Here is a 16,004-nt window from a genome sequence, read left to right as displayed (position 1 = left end):
AAGAAGTTACACCAATCGATCGAGGGTTTCGATCAATAATTCTTGATTGAATTGATCTTTAATGATGTAAGCATTTGCCCCCGCTTGTGCGCCTTTGCGTTTATCTTCTTCTTTGGCAAGAGAAGTAACAAGAATAATCGGTAATTCTTTATACTCAGGGTGCTGACGTACTTTAGCAGTAAACTCTAAACCGTTCATGTTAGGCATTTCTACATCAGAGATAATGGCATCAAAATTTCTACCACTATTGCGTAGTTTGTTGTAGCCGTCCATACCATCAACAGCAATCACAACTTCATAACCAGCTTTTTCGAGAATCCGTTTTTCTTGGGTACGCACGGCGATCGAATCTTCTGTTAAAAGAATGACGGGTTTTTGGAAACTTCCTTGCTCATCTTCTAAATCACTTTGCTCTAAAGCCATTACGGTGTGATGAACTTTATTAACGGATTTCATTAGATCATTAGGATTAAGGATCATACATACATCCCCTGTGCCTAGAATCGTCGCCCCCACTACATTACGAACTCGTTTTAAAAGTTTAGTTTGAGGTTTAATTACTACGTCTAATACTTCAATCAATCTTTCTACTTCAAAGGCGAGATTTTGTCCTTCTACCGCTAACAATATGGCAGGAGTAAAGGTTTTTTCTTGTCTTTGTCGCTGTTTTTGTACCGTAGGAAGGTTGAGGTTCGGTAACTCTAATAAATCTGCCATTTTGACAAGGGTAACGGGTTTCTCATCAACGGTGATGGTGGTTTTTCCTTCCAGAGAATAAATATCCTCATGACTGATTAATAATGTTTTGGAGATTGACTCTAAAGGAAGAGCATGGATTAATCCCCGTACTTCAAATAACATGACATTAAGGGTAGCTACCGTACTGCGTAACTGAATCCGAAAGACGGATCCTTTATTGGGGTTGGAATCTATGGTAATGTTACCTTTCAATTTCTCAATATTAGTTCGCACCACGTCTAAACCAACACCACGCCCTGATATTTCGGTGACAAAGTTGCGAGTAGAGAATCCGGGTAAAAATATCAGCGATCGTAATTGATTCGCACCCATAAGGGCTAAATCTTCAGCACGATAAAGTTTACGTTTAATCGCCGTCTGTTTAATTTTTTCTGTATCTAATCCTCTGCCATCATCTCCAATTTCTAAAACAATACTCTCTCCACTACGAGTAGCTTTAAGCCAAATTTTCCCGATCGGATCTTTGTTGGCTTGTTTTCTTTCTTGAGTAGTTTCAATGGCATGATCTACGGCATTGCGTAATAAGTGTAATAAAGGGTCTTTCATCTCCTCTAAAATTTGCTTATCAACGGCAATTTCTCCTCCTTCCATCACAAAATCAACTTGTTTTCCTTGTTCTTTTGCTAAATCTCTCACTAAACGAGGAAAAAGAAGGAAAATAGTCGAAAGAGGTAATAAACGGAGGGTACGAATTTTTTCGTCCAATTCTCGTGAAATTAAGTCTAAACGGGTATTATTTTCAGAAACGCTACTATGAAGATAATGTATGATTTCATCTAGTTTTTCTTCCGTAACTTTTGTTCTTAAAGCCGAGTTAGTATTTTTACGAGTTTTCCAATCATTCCATATATAAATTAAATCTCTAATTTTTTCCCCCGTATGGGCAAGACGGGTTTTGGTGACGGTTAACTCTCCTGTATGAGTCATCAAAGCGTCTAAATAACGCATGGGAACTCTAATAGTATCCTGAATACCAAGATCTTCTTTTCTTCTGTGAGGAATGCCATCAATATCTTTAACCACTTTTGTTGAAGAATCTGTCTTATTATTAGTGGTGTCATCAATTATTCCTACATTTTCCAAATCTCCTAATATTTGTGCATAATTAAGTGATGCAACTTCTCCTGTTGTGGCTTCATTTACTAAAGATCCGATCGCATTTATCCCTTTAGTAAGAAATGGTGCAACTTGAGGAAAAGATAATTTAGCTGTTTTGAGGGTTTCACCAAGTTTTTTGACTTTATGGATTAAAGTTTCAATAGAATCCTGTCCGACAACATTAGAATCAACTTCAAAACTTTCTAACTCTTTCAATAATTTTTCTAAAGAATCTTGATCATCAGGATTTTGTTGTAAGAATTTTAACTGTAATCGCAGTTGTTCTAAATGTTCTTGGCTAGAAATTTGGTAAATTTCTCGTAAATCTTCATCTTCAATTAATAGCAGAGGATGATCATTACTATTTCGATCGCCATCGCCATTCTCATGATTGGATGAGGATACATTAACTAAGGGTTTGTCTAGTAAAAACTCGCTCAAACGATTAATTAATTGATTAGGATCAATACCACTGGGTGCATCGGTAACAGCTTCATGGACTAATTTTCCTAAAGCTCCTACAGTACTATACATTTTCTCTCCTAGTGCATTTGACCAGTCAAGTTGACCATTTTTAAGTCGTCCCATTAATTCTTCAAGACGATGGGATATGGTTTCTACAGATTTGATTCCAATTACTCTCGAATCTCCTTTTAGACTATGAGCTTCTCTTAATAAAGTTGCCAATAACTCTGTATTGTGGGGATCTTTTTCTAAGGTTAATAATCCTGTTTCTAAGTTTTGAATATGTTCCGCACCCGAAACCTTATATATTTCTCTCAGTTCTTCATCTTCAATCATGGTAATTCTCTCATGACAAAATAAGGTTAATTAATAATTTTTTGTTGCTCAATTATTAAAAACTAGAAATCAGTTTTTTTTATTAATTTTTAATAAGAGATTTATTTTTTATTTTCCTCTCTTTTTCTTTAGGGTTATTACTTTTAATTGAAATTGTAAATAAACAGATTTAACTCTTTTCATCTATTTATATATTAGAGCTTTTTCCCATAAATAGAACATAAATTTAATGTTTCTTAAATAAGTTATTATCTCTTAACAATTAACAGGTAAATTTTAAACAAAAATATAAAATAAGTTCCTCACATTGTCATGATTTTAAGACTTTTTCAAAGAAGGAACTTTAAATTTACAAGTTGTTAAAAGAATTTAAGCAGATCTCCATTTATGCTGTAGCTAAATTCTTTAGATTTTTTTTACTTAACTTTAAATAACGATGGATTAAAGCAACTAGAGCTTGAGCTTCTGGAGGTTTATTTATAAAATCATTAGCACCGACTAATTTAGCTCTAGTACGATCGATACTACTATCTTGTGCGGTTAAAATAATGATTGGTGTATCAACAAAAACAGGAGTTTCTCGTAAAAATTTACAGATACTATAACCATTAGCATTAGGCATATTCAGATCTAATAAAATTAAGTCCGGTTTATGCTCAATAAGTTTACCAAAACCAGCCATCGGTTCATTAATACTTAATACTTGAAATCCTGCCGGTACAAGAATTGTTCTTAAATTATGAATAACGATCGCACTGTCATCAATACACGCAATTAAGTAGGGTTTTTCTGAATTATTAGACTCATCAAATGTATCAAGATTTGACTCGATTTCAATAGAATTTACTGCTGGTAATTTTTGTGTTGTATGTGATTCTTTTTTCTGTTGAACTACTTGAACGGGAGTAGGTAAATCATCGATTTTTTTAAATTCAATTAAACCTTTTTCTTGCCAAGTAATTAAAGAATGAGCAACTTTGGGCATCGGTTGTTTTAACTTTAACGCAATATCCCAGATAGTAAATTTACCATTCAAATACTTTTGTTGAGCAACATTATTAATGGTTATTTTTCCTTTTTCTAGTAAATTTGGTGCTAAACTAGGTCGTAATTTATCTAAACCATTTTTATGCCATTGTTGATGAAGTTTATCTATTTCTGTTAACACAGGATGAATTTCAGGTAATGATAAACTCAAAAAATATGAAAATGTTGACTTAACTCGATCGTGATCAACCCATTCTGCCTTAATTTGCGGTACTAAAGCTAATTCTGATAAACATTCTTCAGCAACGGCTTTAATTACCGATTTTGCTTGATTAAGAGTGATTTCTTTTTGACTAAGTCCTTGATATAAAAAATCATACTCCCAAAGCTGACTATTTACTATAGTAGTGGGAGGAGTCCAATCAGGACAATGAACTGAAATACAACGTTGCCAACGTCTAACTCGATACATTCCGTCTGTTATATATTGTAGTCTCCCCGCCAATAAAAAAATGGTAGTAGAAATGTTGCCATGACTTAGTATTAACTCACCAGTGGCTTTTTGCTCATATAAACGATTTAACTCTTGTTGAAGATAAGTAATAAGTTGGGCGGATAGTATATTCATAGTAAACCCTCAAAAAATGATTAAGCAACGCTGAAAGGAATCAATCAATTAAATATATTTTTCAAAAATTAATTGTCATGTTTTTATGGACGCAAATATTTATAACTAACGGTACTTAAACTAAAAATATTAAACGATGAGTCTCAAATCGTTATAAATCAAAGATTTTACATCGATGCCAAAGGCACGCAGAGCGCACGATAACTTTTCCTTTTATACCAAGAGTTTCAGTCGTTTTTATGGCTTTTACCTAAATCCCTTACTCTGACTGTATTTGAAGCTATTTTTGCACCAAAATTTTTCTAAGTACCGCTAAGTTAAACCTCTTTTAACTTGTATATCCTATAATTATTAAAAACTTCCTCAAACTTTTAATTTTTTACCTTTTGCCTCTTAGTTATATTTATCAGTAACTTTAGATAGGTTTGAGTTTGCCAAAGTTTAATAAAGATTAATACTCCTAACAAAGTTAATTTTACAAAAATTTAAAGAAAAAAATTAAATTGATTTTAGCCTTAACCTTCTCTGTATTTAACATTAGACAGTATTTTATTAAGGTCAAAAAATTTCCAATTAAACTTCTCTTTATATATTTAGTCTAAAACTTTTAGCAATATTAATCAAATAATGTTAACTTTTATTTTTATAACTTATTTTTTCTTAAAAATTAATTAATCGTTTCTAATGATATAACCATTTTCATATTAAAAAAAAACCATATGATAATAGATTTATTGCAATAAATTACTATTTAATCAACTTTTTATAAGGAATAATTAGTATTAAAGAATCAATATAAAAATTACAATCTAATATGGTTTAATCTATTATTTGGTTATAAATTAAAAAAGAGCTCTTACTTCTCGTCGTGATAAATTATTCCGAAAAAAGGTGTTAGGTGGTAGGTATTAGGTTAAATTAAAACTGTTAATTGATAACAAACAATGGCATTTTTTAAATGCTTAAAACTAGATAGATTAAAGTTTCTATCGATTATTTTCTAGTAATTTATCATAACTACTGTGGAAGAGCCATTAAAAATAAGCTAAAACCCATTTAACTTGCATAGTTTAATATTAATAAAAATTTATGAAACTGTTATTTGTTGCCTCTTACATTTTTAATTAAGTTTTTTCTTACAACTCAGATAATATTGCTATATACTGATTATTTTTTTTATTCTTAACCTTTTTCCTGATTTTCCGTTAATTTTAAATCTAAACGTTAGTTACATATCCTAAAAATTGATAATGAAACTCATTTTATATAGTAAACCCGGATGTCATTTGTGCGAAGGGTTAGAAGAAAAGTTAAACTCAGTTACTGACATCTCATTAGATATTGAAATTAGAGATATTAGCACGAATAATCAATGGTGGGAATTATATCAGTATGAAATTCCTGTTTTGTTTATTGTAAAAGAAAACCAAAAATTCTTGATCCCCCGTGTCTCCCCTCGCATTTCTGTGGGACAATTGACAAAAATTTTACAGAAATATTTGTTATAACTTATTGATAATCAATCTTAGACTTATTCTCAAAGTCTGAGATCAATGATAAAACCACCAATTTAACTATTGATTGAGGAGTAAATATTATGTTATTACATCAACTATTGTCAGATTTACCAAATATCCAGTCTATTCCTGATCATGATAATTTACATCAAGAAGTAAAAGGTATTACTACTAATTCCCATGCTTGTACTACCGGGGATGTTTTTATCGGTATGCCGGGTACAAGAGTTGATGGTGGGGAATTTTGGCAAAGTGCATTAAAAGAAGGTGCGATCGCCGCTATAATTAGTACTGAGGCATCAAAAAAAATTCTTCCCACTCCTCAAGATTGCGTTATTATTTCCGATGATATAATTAGTGTTTGTGCTGATATTGCCTGTAAATATTATAATTATCCCACTCAGTCTTTAAAGATGGTAGGAGTTACAGGTACAAATGGCAAAACGACAACGACTCATTTAATCGAATTTTTCTTACATCAAGCTCAAAAAACAACGGCTTTATTCGGTACTTTATACGCCCGTTGGCAAGGTTATCAAAAAACAGCTACCCATACAACACCTTTTTCTGTGGATTTACAACATCAATTAGCAGAAGCGGTGACGGCAGGAAATGAATATGCAGTGATGGAAGTAAGCTCCCATGCTTTAGCCCAAAAACGGGTTAAAGGTTGCAATTTTGATGTAGCTGTATTTACTAATTTGACTCAAGATCATCTTGACTATCATAAAGATATGGATGATTATTTTTCCGCCAAAGCCTTGTTATTTAGCCCTGATTATTTGCAAGGAACAGCGATCGTCAACTATGATGATCTTTATGGTCAAAAATTGATTAATTCCCTTAAATCTGAGCAAGTCTGGACTTATAGCGTTAGTAATTCCGAGGCGGATTTATATACCAGTGATTTAACCTATCAAGCTGATGGGGTTAAGGGTTTATTGCATACTCCTCAAGGTTCGATCGAATTTACCTCTCCTTTGGTGGGACAATTTAACCTAGCCAACTTATTAGCTAGTGTTGGGGCTGTTTTAAAATTAGGAATAAGTTTAGAAATAATTACCGCTAGTTTGCCTAATTTTATCGGTGTACCGGGACGTATGGAAAGGGTACAAGCAAAACCAGAGCAAAATATTAGTGTCATTGTGGATTATGCCCACACTCCTGACAGTTTAGAGAATCTTCTCAAAGCGTCACGTCCTTTTATTACTGGTAAAATGATTTGTGTATTTGGTTGTGGAGGCGATCGAGATCGCACAAAACGCCCTATTATGGGTAAAATTGCCGCCGAATTAGCGGATATTGCTGTGGTGACATCGGATAATCCTCGTACAGAAAACCCTGAGCAAATTTTGGCAGACGTTTTGGCAGGGATTCCCCATGATATAAAACCCATTGTACAAGTCGATCGTGCCTTAGCCATAAAAAATGCCATCGAAATGGCACAAGAAGGCGATGGAGTATTAATTGCAGGGAAAGGACATGAAGACTATCAGATTTTAGGGACAGAAAAAATCCATTTTGACGATCGAGAAGAAGCCCGTAAAGTTTTACAATCCTTATAAATGGAATTGTCTCATAGTCTTTTGATGAGGGTAGGAGTTAGGAGTTAGGAGTTAGGAGTTAGGAATTAATAACTATTTATAAGAGCGTTAATAATTGTTTCTCCTAAATTAACATTATTTAGTCGATCGATCTCTCTAATTCCTGTGGGGCTAGTAACATTTACTTCCGTTAAATAACCACCAATAACATCGATTCCCACAAAGAATAAACCATCTTCTTTTAATTTAGGGGCAAGAGTTTCACAAATTGTCAATTCTCTTTCCGTTATTTCCGTTACTGCAACTCTACCTCCCACTGCCATATTTCCTCGAAACTCCTTACCTGTAGGAATTCGATTAACTGCACCAATGGGTTTACCATCTAATAAAATAATTCTTTTATCACCTTCTTTGGCAGATGGTAAATACTCCTGTACCATTATCGGTTCTTGTCCTTGTTTTGTACTGATTTCGATTAAAGAGTTAAAATTGCGATCACCTTGTTGTAAGAATAAAATACCTTCTCCTGCTTTTCCCCCTAAAGGTTTGAGGATTACCGCTTCTTTTTCCTCTAAAAATTCGGCAATAACAGATTTACTCTGAGTAACTATGGTACTAGGAATGACAGTAGAGAATTGTAACGCATACATTTTTTCATTTGCTCCACGAATCCCTTGAGGTGAATTAAGAACTCTTGTTTTCTGAGGATCGATCAAGTCTAAAATATAAGTAGCATAAAGATAAGGAGTGTTTACTGGTGGATCTTTGCGCATAAACACGGCATCACAAGATTCTAAGGGTAAAAAAGCTGATTTTTCTAAAAAATACCAGTTATCATCTACTTGCCAGTGATTATCTACTAATTTCACTGGTTTAATCTTTATTTCTTCCAAATATCCGTAGGCTTTACCACTAACGACACTTAACTGATTAATAGTAGTAATATAAACTTCATGACCTAAATTTTGCGCCGCTTCCATCATGGCAACACTACTATCATGAGTAGGATCTAATTTCTCGATCGGATCTATAATAAATGCAATTTTCATCTTATTTTTTGGTTAAGGTTATTTCTCCCGCAAAGACACAAAGAGTTTTTCAATGGGTTAACTAATTCCTTGTAATAATTTATCTAATTCTCCTGTAGCGTTAATCTCATATAAATCATCGCACCCCCCTATATGCTTATCATCCACAAAAATCTGGGGTAGGCTAGTACGCCCATTTGCTCTTTCTGACATTTCCATTCTTGCTTGATTATCCCCATCAATACAATATTCTATAAAATCTACTTGTTTTTGTTTTAACAAACCTTTCGCACGAATACAGAAAGGACAACTACTCCAAGTATAAATTTCCACTCTCGCGCTCATACTTTTCTCTATCTAATATGTTAGTCAATATCCAGTATTGTAAACCATCTTAGGAAGTCAGAAAAAAGTCATTAATAGGGTAAACCGTCAATTATTTGTGAGAAATCAACTATTAGTAAATAATTTTAAATCTGTTATTGATTCTTTATTCTCGATTCCTCTTTTCTGTTATTTATTCAATGTTCACGAAAAAAGGCTAAAGTATTATTATTAAGTTTTATAAAGATAGAGGTTACGTTGATGTTAGAACTATATCAATTTGAATTATCCCAATTTTCAGAAAAAGTTAGATTAATCCTCGACTATAAAGGCTTAGAGTATAAAAAAATTGAAGTTACCCCCGGTATTGGACAGTTAGAAGTGTTTAAACTTTCTGGACAAAGACAAGTACCTGTGTTAAAAGATGGTGACATTTTTATTGCTGATTCCACCGAAATCGCTTTATATTTAGATAGTAAGTACCCTGAAAAACCTTTAATACCTGCGGAAGGAATTTCTAGGGGACAATGTTTATTAATGGAAGAATGGGCAGATGATTCTTTAGGATTGAAAGGGCGTAAGGCTTTTATGGGTGCATTGAATCATTATCCTAATTTTAGGACTTCTTTTTTACCTAAAAATACTCCTGATATTTTCAAAACTTTTGTTAGCGCTTTTCCTTCAGAAATTTTCAATGCTATTGGTATGGGACTTACTTTAGGTAATGATATTTTTAAAACGGCAGAAAAAGGTTTAAAAAAAGATTTAGAGGCTTTAACTTTAATTTTACAAAGTCAACCTTATCTAATTGGTGATAAACCAACCTTGGCTGATTTTACAGTGGCGGCTTTAACTACTATTATCAAATTTCCTCCGGTAGCCTATTTTGATTTGCCTTTAGATTTGGAAGGTAAAGGTATCCCCGGTATTGCTGATAATAGTGCTTATGAACCCTTTTTTACATGGCGCGATCGACTTTATGCAGAATATCGTCAACCAGTAGATAAGTCTAGTAGTAGTAATTTTAACGATGGTAGTGGTGATAGTCAACCTACCTCGATCGAAATTGAGTAAATTTAATTTGTAGAGTGGGCATTGCCCACCATTACCATAGGGAAGTGCAATAAAATAAAGTACCAGTTAACCTGTAGGTATTATTGTCACATCAAGGATTTTTTATTTTCCTGTGATGATTTTTTAGCCCCAGAAACATTTTCAAATATAGCATCTGTCTCTGGTATTTTTTTCAAAGGTTTTGTTTTTTGTGTTTTTTTAAAACATAGCCCATTCGATTGAGGATGTTTCCAATTGTTTGACGAGACGGTAATTGTTCTGTTAGATAGCCTTTTTCCTCTATTAGTGCTTGTTTTACTGCTCTGGCACTGGTTCTTGTATAACACAGTACTGTTTGAAATTTGGGATCTGCCTGTGATTTATCATCTACTAGAGAACGAATATCCGATTCTAATTGTGGAAATTTTGTCTCGATTTTCTTTCTACCTTTGCACAAGTGATTATCGCAACAGATAATACCTGTTTTCAATTCCTCAAGCCCTTTTGCTACTGTCTTTCGTGACCATCCCATGTAAGTCTCAGCTTTCCTAGGGCTACCGCCAAAATAATCAAGAGTAGCTTGTGCCATAAAGGTTCTTTTTTTATAGCCTGTTAATTTAATAGAAGCATCTTTGAGAGAAAATTGTACTTTTTGTGCTAATTCTATTTTGGGACGTGCCATTTTGTGAATTACAAAAATCTTGTTTATTCATTGTAACTGGTATATCTTTTTTTTGCACCTCCCTAAATTGGCTTGGGCTGAAGCAATATTTCCTAAAATGACATTAAAATAATAGGGGGGTGCTAAATACCCTTTGCAAACAAGTATTAATTAATCCTAGTGCATCTATTGGCCATGATGCCATAGTAGAAGATTATGTCACCTTTGGACCGGGTTGTGTTATTTGCGGTCATTGTACCATAGGGGGGGTAGTTTTGTTGGTGCAGGTTCAACTATTCTTCCCAAAGTAAAGATTGGTAGTAATGCGGTGATTGGATGAGGTGCTGTTGTGGCCAAAAAAAATTCAAATAATTCGATCGTGGTGGGAAATCTAGCTAAAGTCGTAAAAGAAGAAATTGAAGGATATAATCAAATTGGTGTTTAATCAAAATTATGCACCGTAAAAATAATTTAGCTATCACAGTGGATAAAGATACTCGTTTCGCATTTTTAGTCATCGGTTTACCCTTTTTGGGGTTAGTTTATTGTCTTGGTATTATCTTGATTTTTGTCGTGTCACCTTTTGTCCAAAGTCATGCTTTTATTACGGGGATTTTAGCGGCAATGATACCATTTTCGATCGCCGCTTTTATCTGGATTAGATCTTCTGCAAAAGCCTATAAAAAGAACAATTAGCATTTTAATAAACTTTATCATAGAAATAATTTTTAGAAATACCCATGTGCGATCGCACTTAGTTAACTTTATGAACGATCGCAATAATATAATTATCAGAAATCATAGATCTTGGGAATCACGGGTTTCGATAAGATGATAGGGAGAAAAACCATCATAAGTTAAATTTGATTTGCGAGTTTTTTGTATATCTTCCCGAATTTGATCTAAATCGATATATCGATCAGCTACATTAATTAAACTATCACTGGTCATCGATCGCAAACTGACAACTTCGATACGAGCACCACGATAACTAACGGCATCCACCGCATAAGCTAAATCACCATCACCACTAACCAACACGGCAGTATCATAAGAGCCAACTAAAGCCATTAAATCCACAGCAATTTCTACATCTAAGTTCGCTTTTTTTGAGCCGTCAGGCAATTGTACCAAATCCTTCGCAATTACTCGATAGCCGTTACGTCTCATCCACAGCAAGAAACCCTGTTGTTTTTCGTTAGTACGATCGACTCCAGTATAAAAAAACGCCCTCAGTAATTTTGCTCCGGCAGTTAAACGATATAAAAGTTTAGTGTAATCGATTTCCACTCCTAATTGTAAAGCCGCATAAAATAGGTTTGAACCATCAATAAAAATGGCAACTCGTCCCCTGTTTTCTAAGACTTGTTCGGGTGGAAAAACGGGATCACTATCAAAATTATCCCACATTGTTTTATCCTTATATTTGAGTAAAATTTATTTGAAAAAAGTTTTTTAAAATTTATTAAATGAGATTAAATGAGATTAAAAAAAATTCAAAAAGTAAATAAAAATTAATAAATTGAATTGTTTGCAAAAAAAGTCTAATATTAGTTATGGTAACAATAATTTCGTGATAAATTAATAATTATTGATTACTGATCGTTGTTGGTAATTCTAATTTAGCAAATACTGGACTAGGTTTAGGTAGATTCTGATTTAAAGGCAAAATTCCCCACTCAAAATGACCTCGATCGATGTAAGTTTTAATTCCTAGATTTTTATGATTAAAATCGAAATTATAGCCCAACTGATGATAAATTTTATTGCTAATATTAGGAATAACTGGAGCTAACATAAAAGCAGAAAGTCTTACAGATTCTAATACAACATATAAGATTTTTTCTACCTCTTTTTGTTCTCCTTTTTTATATAAACTCCAAGGGGCACTTTCATCGATAAATTTATTACAACTACGCACTAAAGCTAACGCATCTTCACAAATTAAATTAAATTTATAAAGTTTATACCCTTCAAAAATACGATATTTAATAGCCTCACCAATTTGTTTAGAAATATTGTCCTTAGAAATATCTTTCCCCGTAATAGGCGGTAAAATACCATCACAATATTTATTTAACATTCCTAAGCTACGATTAAGTAAATTTCCTAGATCATTTGCTAAATCTGCATTGAGAATATTCACAAAACGAATTTCATTGAAATCACCATCTTTACCAAATTCAATTTCTTTGAGAAAATAGTAACGTACGGCATCAGATCCGTACTTATCTAGTAAAGTAAAGGGATCAAGGGTGTTACCTAAACTCTTGCCCATTTTTTGTCCATCTTTGGTTAAAAATCCATGGCCAAATACCTGTTTTGGTAAAGGTAGTTTTGCTGACATTAGCATAGCCGGCCAATAAACCGCATGGAAACGTAAAATATCTTTGCCGATAAGATGCAAATCAAAAGGATACCATTTTTTTACAGCATTTTCGATCGTCGGTTCTTCATCATCTTCTAATAAGGCGGTAATATAACCTAAAAGGGCATCAAACCAAACATAAATAGTATGATTAGGATCATTCGGAATCGGAAAACCCCAAGAAACGTTAATCCTAGATATAGAAAAATCTTGCAATCCTTGTTTTACGAAGTTTAATACCTCATTGCACCTAGTTTCTGGTTGAATAAAATCTGGATTAGACTGATAAAATTCCTCTAGTTGATTTTGATAGCGAGAAAGACGAAAGAAGTAGTTTTGTTCGTCTCGCCATTCCGCTTTTAAGTTAGTGTGAATGGGACAATAATTATCTTCTAAGAGTTCCCTTTTTTCTTTAAACTCCTCACAAGCAACACAATACCACCCCTGTTGTTGATCAAGGTATATATCATTTTCTTCCCATACTCGTTGGAAAAATTCTTTGACTATAGCTTCATGATTTTTTGCCGTAGTTCGACTAAATCTGTCGTGTTGTATATCAAGTTTTTGCCATAAATTATTGAAACTGTTAGCAATTCGATCGCAGTGCTGTTGAGGAGCAATCCCTGATTCTTCGGCAGTGCGTTGAATTTTTTGTCCATGTTCATCAGTACCCGTAACCAACAAAACATCATCACCACAAAGCCTATGCCAACGAGCAATGACATCAGCAATCATGGTAGTATAAGCACTACCGATATGAGGAAGACCGTTAACGTAATATAAAGGTGTTGTTAAAGCAAAAGAATTTTTTGAAACAGAGTTATTAAAACTATCCATTAAAAAGTTAAATTGTAAATTTCGATCCAAAAAGTTATATTTAAGTTCTTTATAATCTATTTATTGTAAACCTTTTCTTATCCTTTATCTTTTCTTTACTTTTGTTAACTTAATTTGTGTCTGAGTAAACTGTTACAATCCTTAATGTGGTTAGGTTTTAACGACATATTGCAGGAAACCTCAAATTGACTGATAAGGATAGATAAACTTATAATATCGTTCATCAGATTCTAAACTTATCTGAACTTTAATTCACCAATTTCAACCCGCGACAATTTGCCATTGATGCAATTCATATTCTACACAACCATTTTTCACAAGGGGATCATTAAGCACGATCGATTCTGCCTCATCTCGTGAATTTGCCTTAAAAATCATCATTCCTCCCCCCAATTCTGCCCAATAGCCTGTTTTTGCTTCGTAGCCATCGGTAACTAATTTATTAACATAAATAATATGATCTTCCACATATCGATCGAATATTTCCTTAGAAACAATACCTTTTTCAATTTTGACAAACCAAGCCATGAATAATTAACAATTAACAATGGATAATGAATTGATTAATACTTATTACCTATTACCTAACACCTAATTAATATGCGTCTTGAAGTTCGTAAAAATCAGGAGAAATATAATCCTTGCGTAAAGGCCAACCCACCCAATCTTCAGGCATCAAGAGACGTTTGAGATTCGGATGTCCTTCATAAATGATTCCATACATTTCGTAACTTTCTCTTTCTTGCCAGTCGGCCGCCTTCCAAATCCAGTAAACAGAAGAAACTTTTGGATCTTCCCGATTAAGATACACCTTAATTCTCACTTCTTCAGGATTGGTAATATTATCACCTACTTTAAGAAGATGATAAAAACTTACTAACTCTTTTCCTGCACCTAAATCATAAGCGCCTTGACACTGAAGATAGTTAAATCCATAAGCATATAAGGCAGTGGCGATCGGAATTAAGTATTCAGGTTCAACTTTGATTAATTCTACTCCTAAGTGGTCTTTTTCTAAGGATTGATGATCAAAACCATTTTCCGTTAGCCATTGAGAAGTAACACCAGCTTGAACGATCGAAATATTCTCGATATTTTCAGTATTTTCGTTAGTACTATTAACTTCTGTCATGATTTAAACCTCCTGTTTAACAGTAGTAGTGTTTTCTAAAACAGGTAATCCCAAAGCTGCCGCCAATTCCGCAGGAGGATTATTTCTCGTGTCGCTTTGTAAATATTTGCCGGTTAAAATAGGCTCAACCGCTTTCATATTATGGGTAGTAGAATAATATCTATGGGTTTGAGACTGAATCCTACCCCGTTCTTGAATAGATTCATTAGCTACTTTTTTTCTCAGCTTGATAATAGCATCGAAAATAGCTTCAGGACGAGGAGGACATCCGGGAATATAAACATCAACGGGAATTAATTTATCTACCCCACGTACTGCGGTAGTAGAGTCACTGCTAAACATTCCTCCTGTAATGGTACAAGCACCCATCGCAATAACATATTTAGGTTCTGGCATTTCTTCATATAAACGAACTAAAGCCGGTGCCATCTTCATAGTAATTGTTCCAGCAGTGATGATTAAATCCGCTTGACGAGGACTGGAACGAGGTACTAGCCCAAATCGATCAAAATCGAACCTAGAACCAATTAAAGCCGCAAATTCGATAAAACAACAAGCTGTACCATAAAGTAGAGGCCACAAACTAGAAAGCCTTGCCCAGTTATGTAAATCATCAACAGTGGTGAGGATAATATTTTCAGATAAATCTTGAGTTACTTGATTTCTGGCGATCGGATTAAGAATTTTATCTGTGGTTTGTTTTTGTAGTGTAGCTAAATCGGGAGTAAAGTTAGTCATAAATTTATTTTACGAAAATACCATTATCTATATTTTAAGACCCAAAAAAGACTCATTGCTAATTATTAATTGTTAATTGATTATGACCATTCTAAAGCACCTTTGCGCCAAGCATAAACCAAGGCAACCACCAAAATAGAAATAAAGATAAGGGCTTCAACAAAAGCTAATAATCCTAGAGTATTAAAAGCTACTGCCCAAGGATAAAGAAATACTGTTTCTACGTCAAAAACGACAAACACAAGAGCAAACATATAGTAACGGATGTTAAATTGAATCCAAGCACCGCCGATGGGTTCCATTCCAGACTCATAGGTTGTAAGTCTTTCAGGGCCTCCTGTTTTTGGCCGTAACAACTTAGACGCTGTTAACGCTAGAATCGGTACTGAACTACTAACAATTAAAAAACCTAAGAAATATTCATAGCCACTAAGAACAAACATAATTTAACCGTTATACTCCTTTAGTAATTAACAATAATTGTTTTTGCGATCGTGGAAAGTAAAAATTAACTAAGGGTTAATTATTC

16 protein-coding genes are annotated in these 16,004 nt (G+C 33.6%); 5 read left to right on the top strand and 11 right to left on the bottom strand.

Annotation, left to right across the window (positions count from 1 at the left end):
* Nucleotides 1–6: 6 nt before the first annotated feature.
* Both GM3709_RS13435 and GM3709_RS13430 read right to left on the bottom strand, forming a co-directional pair.
* A complete protein-coding gene (locus GM3709_RS13435; RefSeq protein ID WP_066120173.1) occupies nucleotides 7–2,658 on the bottom strand; it encodes a hybrid sensor histidine kinase/response regulator in 2,652 nt (883 codons plus the stop codon).
* Nucleotides 2,659–3,043: 385 nt separating this feature from the next.
* Nucleotides 3,044–4,273 carry a PleD family two-component system response regulator gene (locus tag GM3709_RS13430; protein ID WP_066120170.1) on the bottom strand — a complete coding sequence of 410 codons (1,230 nt, stop codon included), beginning with the start codon at nucleotides 4,271–4,273 and terminating at the stop codon, nucleotides 3,044–3,046.
* A gap of 1,250 nt (nucleotides 4,274–5,523) precedes the next feature.
* On the opposite strand from GM3709_RS13430, the gene GM3709_RS13425 reads away from it, so the two are divergent.
* Entirely contained in the window at nucleotides 5,524–5,781 is a 258-nt protein-coding gene (locus GM3709_RS13425) for a glutaredoxin family protein (protein ID WP_066120167.1), read from the top strand.
* 89 nt (nucleotides 5,782–5,870) lie between these two features.
* The gene (locus GM3709_RS13420; RefSeq protein ID WP_066120164.1) at nucleotides 5,871–7,355 is read left to right on the top strand and encodes a UDP-N-acetylmuramoyl-L-alanyl-D-glutamate--2,6-diaminopimelate ligase; all 1,485 of its coding nucleotides are present in this window, start codon (nucleotides 5,871–5,873) and stop codon (nucleotides 7,353–7,355) included.
* Nucleotides 7,356–7,420: 65 nt separating this feature from the next.
* On the opposite strand, the gene gshB is transcribed toward GM3709_RS13420, so the two are convergent.
* Complete coding sequence (gene gshB, locus GM3709_RS13415) at nucleotides 7,421–8,383, bottom strand: glutathione synthase (RefSeq protein WP_066120161.1); 963 nt, start codon at nucleotides 8,381–8,383, stop codon at nucleotides 7,421–7,423.
* Between the two features lie 57 nt (nucleotides 8,384–8,440).
* Nucleotides 8,441–8,707: a glutaredoxin 3 gene (gene grxC, locus GM3709_RS13410; RefSeq protein ID WP_066120158.1), complete on the bottom strand. Its 267-nt coding sequence runs from the start codon at nucleotides 8,705–8,707 to the stop codon at nucleotides 8,441–8,443.
* A 240-nt stretch (nucleotides 8,708–8,947) separates the two neighbouring features.
* On the opposite strand from grxC, the gene GM3709_RS13405 reads away from it, so the two are divergent.
* On the top strand, nucleotides 8,948–9,760 hold the full coding sequence (locus GM3709_RS13405; protein WP_066120155.1) for a glutathione S-transferase family protein: 813 nt from the start codon (nucleotides 8,948–8,950) through the stop codon (nucleotides 9,758–9,760).
* A gap of 172 nt (nucleotides 9,761–9,932) precedes the next feature.
* On the opposite strand, the gene GM3709_RS13400 is transcribed toward GM3709_RS13405, so the two are convergent.
* Nucleotides 9,933–10,421, bottom strand: coding sequence for an ISAzo13-like element transposase-related protein (locus GM3709_RS13400; RefSeq protein ID WP_082713006.1), 489 nt, complete (start codon nucleotides 10,419–10,421; stop codon nucleotides 9,933–9,935).
* A 119-nt stretch (nucleotides 10,422–10,540) separates the two neighbouring features.
* On the opposite strand from GM3709_RS13400, the gene GM3709_RS19860 reads away from it, so the two are divergent.
* On the top strand, nucleotides 10,541–10,711 hold the full coding sequence (locus GM3709_RS19860) for a hypothetical protein (RefSeq protein WP_082713005.1): 171 nt from the start codon (nucleotides 10,541–10,543) through the stop codon (nucleotides 10,709–10,711).
* A 142-nt stretch (nucleotides 10,712–10,853) separates the two neighbouring features.
* The gene (locus tag GM3709_RS13395; protein ID WP_066120152.1) at nucleotides 10,854–11,096 is read left to right on the top strand and encodes a hypothetical protein; all 243 of its coding nucleotides are present in this window, start codon (nucleotides 10,854–10,856) and stop codon (nucleotides 11,094–11,096) included.
* Nucleotides 11,097–11,198: 102 nt separating this feature from the next.
* Here the strand turns inward: GM3709_RS13395 and GM3709_RS13390 are convergent, their stop codons facing one another.
* The 6 genes from GM3709_RS13390 to ndhC all read right to left on the bottom strand — a co-directional run bounded on the left by GM3709_RS13390 (nucleotide 11,199) and on the right by ndhC (nucleotide 15,918).
* The gene (locus GM3709_RS13390) at nucleotides 11,199–11,810 is read right to left on the bottom strand and encodes an NYN domain-containing protein (protein ID WP_066120149.1); all 612 of its coding nucleotides are present in this window, start codon (nucleotides 11,808–11,810) and stop codon (nucleotides 11,199–11,201) included.
* Nucleotides 11,811–11,988: 178 nt separating this feature from the next.
* Complete coding sequence (gene metG / locus GM3709_RS13385) at nucleotides 11,989–13,605, bottom strand: methionine--tRNA ligase (RefSeq protein ID WP_066120147.1); 1,617 nt, start codon at nucleotides 13,603–13,605, stop codon at nucleotides 11,989–11,991.
* 261 nt (nucleotides 13,606–13,866) lie between these two features.
* Nucleotides 13,867–14,133, bottom strand: a complete 267-nt coding sequence (locus tag GM3709_RS13380; protein ID WP_066120145.1) for a YciI family protein — start codon at nucleotides 14,131–14,133, stop codon at nucleotides 13,867–13,869.
* Nucleotides 14,134–14,200: 67 nt separating this feature from the next.
* The gene (locus GM3709_RS13375; RefSeq protein WP_066120143.1) at nucleotides 14,201–14,737 is read right to left on the bottom strand and encodes an NAD(P)H-quinone oxidoreductase subunit J; all 537 of its coding nucleotides are present in this window, start codon (nucleotides 14,735–14,737) and stop codon (nucleotides 14,201–14,203) included.
* A 3-nt stretch (nucleotides 14,738–14,740) separates the two neighbouring features.
* Complete coding sequence (ndhK, locus tag GM3709_RS13370) at nucleotides 14,741–15,475, bottom strand: photosynthetic/respiratory NAD(P)H-quinone oxidoreductase subunit K (protein WP_066120141.1); 735 nt, start codon at nucleotides 15,473–15,475, stop codon at nucleotides 14,741–14,743.
* Between the two features lie 80 nt (nucleotides 15,476–15,555).
* Nucleotides 15,556–15,918 (bottom strand): photosynthetic/respiratory NAD(P)H-quinone oxidoreductase subunit C, encoded by a 363-nt coding sequence (gene ndhC / locus GM3709_RS13365; RefSeq protein WP_066120138.1) that lies wholly within the window; start codon nucleotides 15,916–15,918, stop codon nucleotides 15,556–15,558.
* Nucleotides 15,919–16,004 lie beyond the last annotated feature (86 nt).

It is taken from the genome of Geminocystis sp. NIES-3709 (assembly GCF_001548115.1).
In the GTDB taxonomy this organism is placed as follows: domain Bacteria; phylum Cyanobacteriota; class Cyanobacteriia; order Cyanobacteriales; family Cyanobacteriaceae; genus Geminocystis.
Note: the sequence above shows the minus strand (reverse complement) of the source record. Positions and strands in the feature narration are given on the sequence as shown.

Coding starts and splice junctions, on each gene's coding strand:
- GM3709_RS13435 (WP_066120173.1), bottom strand. CDS start 2,658: ATGATTGAAGATGAAGAACTGAGAGAAATATATAAGGTTTCGGGTGCG.
- GM3709_RS13430 (WP_066120170.1), bottom strand. CDS start 4,273: ATGAATATACTATCCGCCCAACTTATTACTTATCTTCAACAAGAGTTA.
- GM3709_RS13425 (WP_066120167.1), top strand. CDS start 5,524: ATGAAACTCATTTTATATAGTAAACCCGGATGTCATTTGTGCGAAGGG.
- GM3709_RS13420 (WP_066120164.1), top strand. CDS start 5,871: ATGTTATTACATCAACTATTGTCAGATTTACCAAATATCCAGTCTATT.
- gshB (WP_066120161.1), bottom strand. CDS start 8,383: ATGAAAATTGCATTTATTATAGATCCGATCGAGAAATTAGATCCTACT.
- grxC (WP_066120158.1), bottom strand. CDS start 8,707: ATGAGCGCGAGAGTGGAAATTTATACTTGGAGTAGTTGTCCTTTCTGT.
- GM3709_RS13405 (WP_066120155.1), top strand. CDS start 8,948: ATGTTAGAACTATATCAATTTGAATTATCCCAATTTTCAGAAAAAGTT.
- GM3709_RS13400 (WP_082713006.1), bottom strand. CDS start 10,421: ATGGCACGTCCCAAAATAGAATTAGCACAAAAAGTACAATTTTCTCTC.
- GM3709_RS13395 (WP_066120152.1), top strand. CDS start 10,854: ATGCACCGTAAAAATAATTTAGCTATCACAGTGGATAAAGATACTCGT.
- GM3709_RS13390 (WP_066120149.1), bottom strand. CDS start 11,810: ATGTGGGATAATTTTGATAGTGATCCCGTTTTTCCACCCGAACAAGTC.
- metG (WP_066120147.1), bottom strand. CDS start 13,605: ATGGATAGTTTTAATAACTCTGTTTCAAAAAATTCTTTTGCTTTAACA.
- GM3709_RS13380 (WP_066120145.1), bottom strand. CDS start 14,133: ATGGCTTGGTTTGTCAAAATTGAAAAAGGTATTGTTTCTAAGGAAATA.
- GM3709_RS13375 (WP_066120143.1), bottom strand. CDS start 14,737: ATGACAGAAGTTAATAGTACTAACGAAAATACTGAAAATATCGAGAAT.
- ndhK (WP_066120141.1), bottom strand. CDS start 15,475: ATGACTAACTTTACTCCCGATTTAGCTACACTACAAAAACAAACCACA.
- ndhC (WP_066120138.1), bottom strand. CDS start 15,918: ATGTTTGTTCTTAGTGGCTATGAATATTTCTTAGGTTTTTTAATTGTT.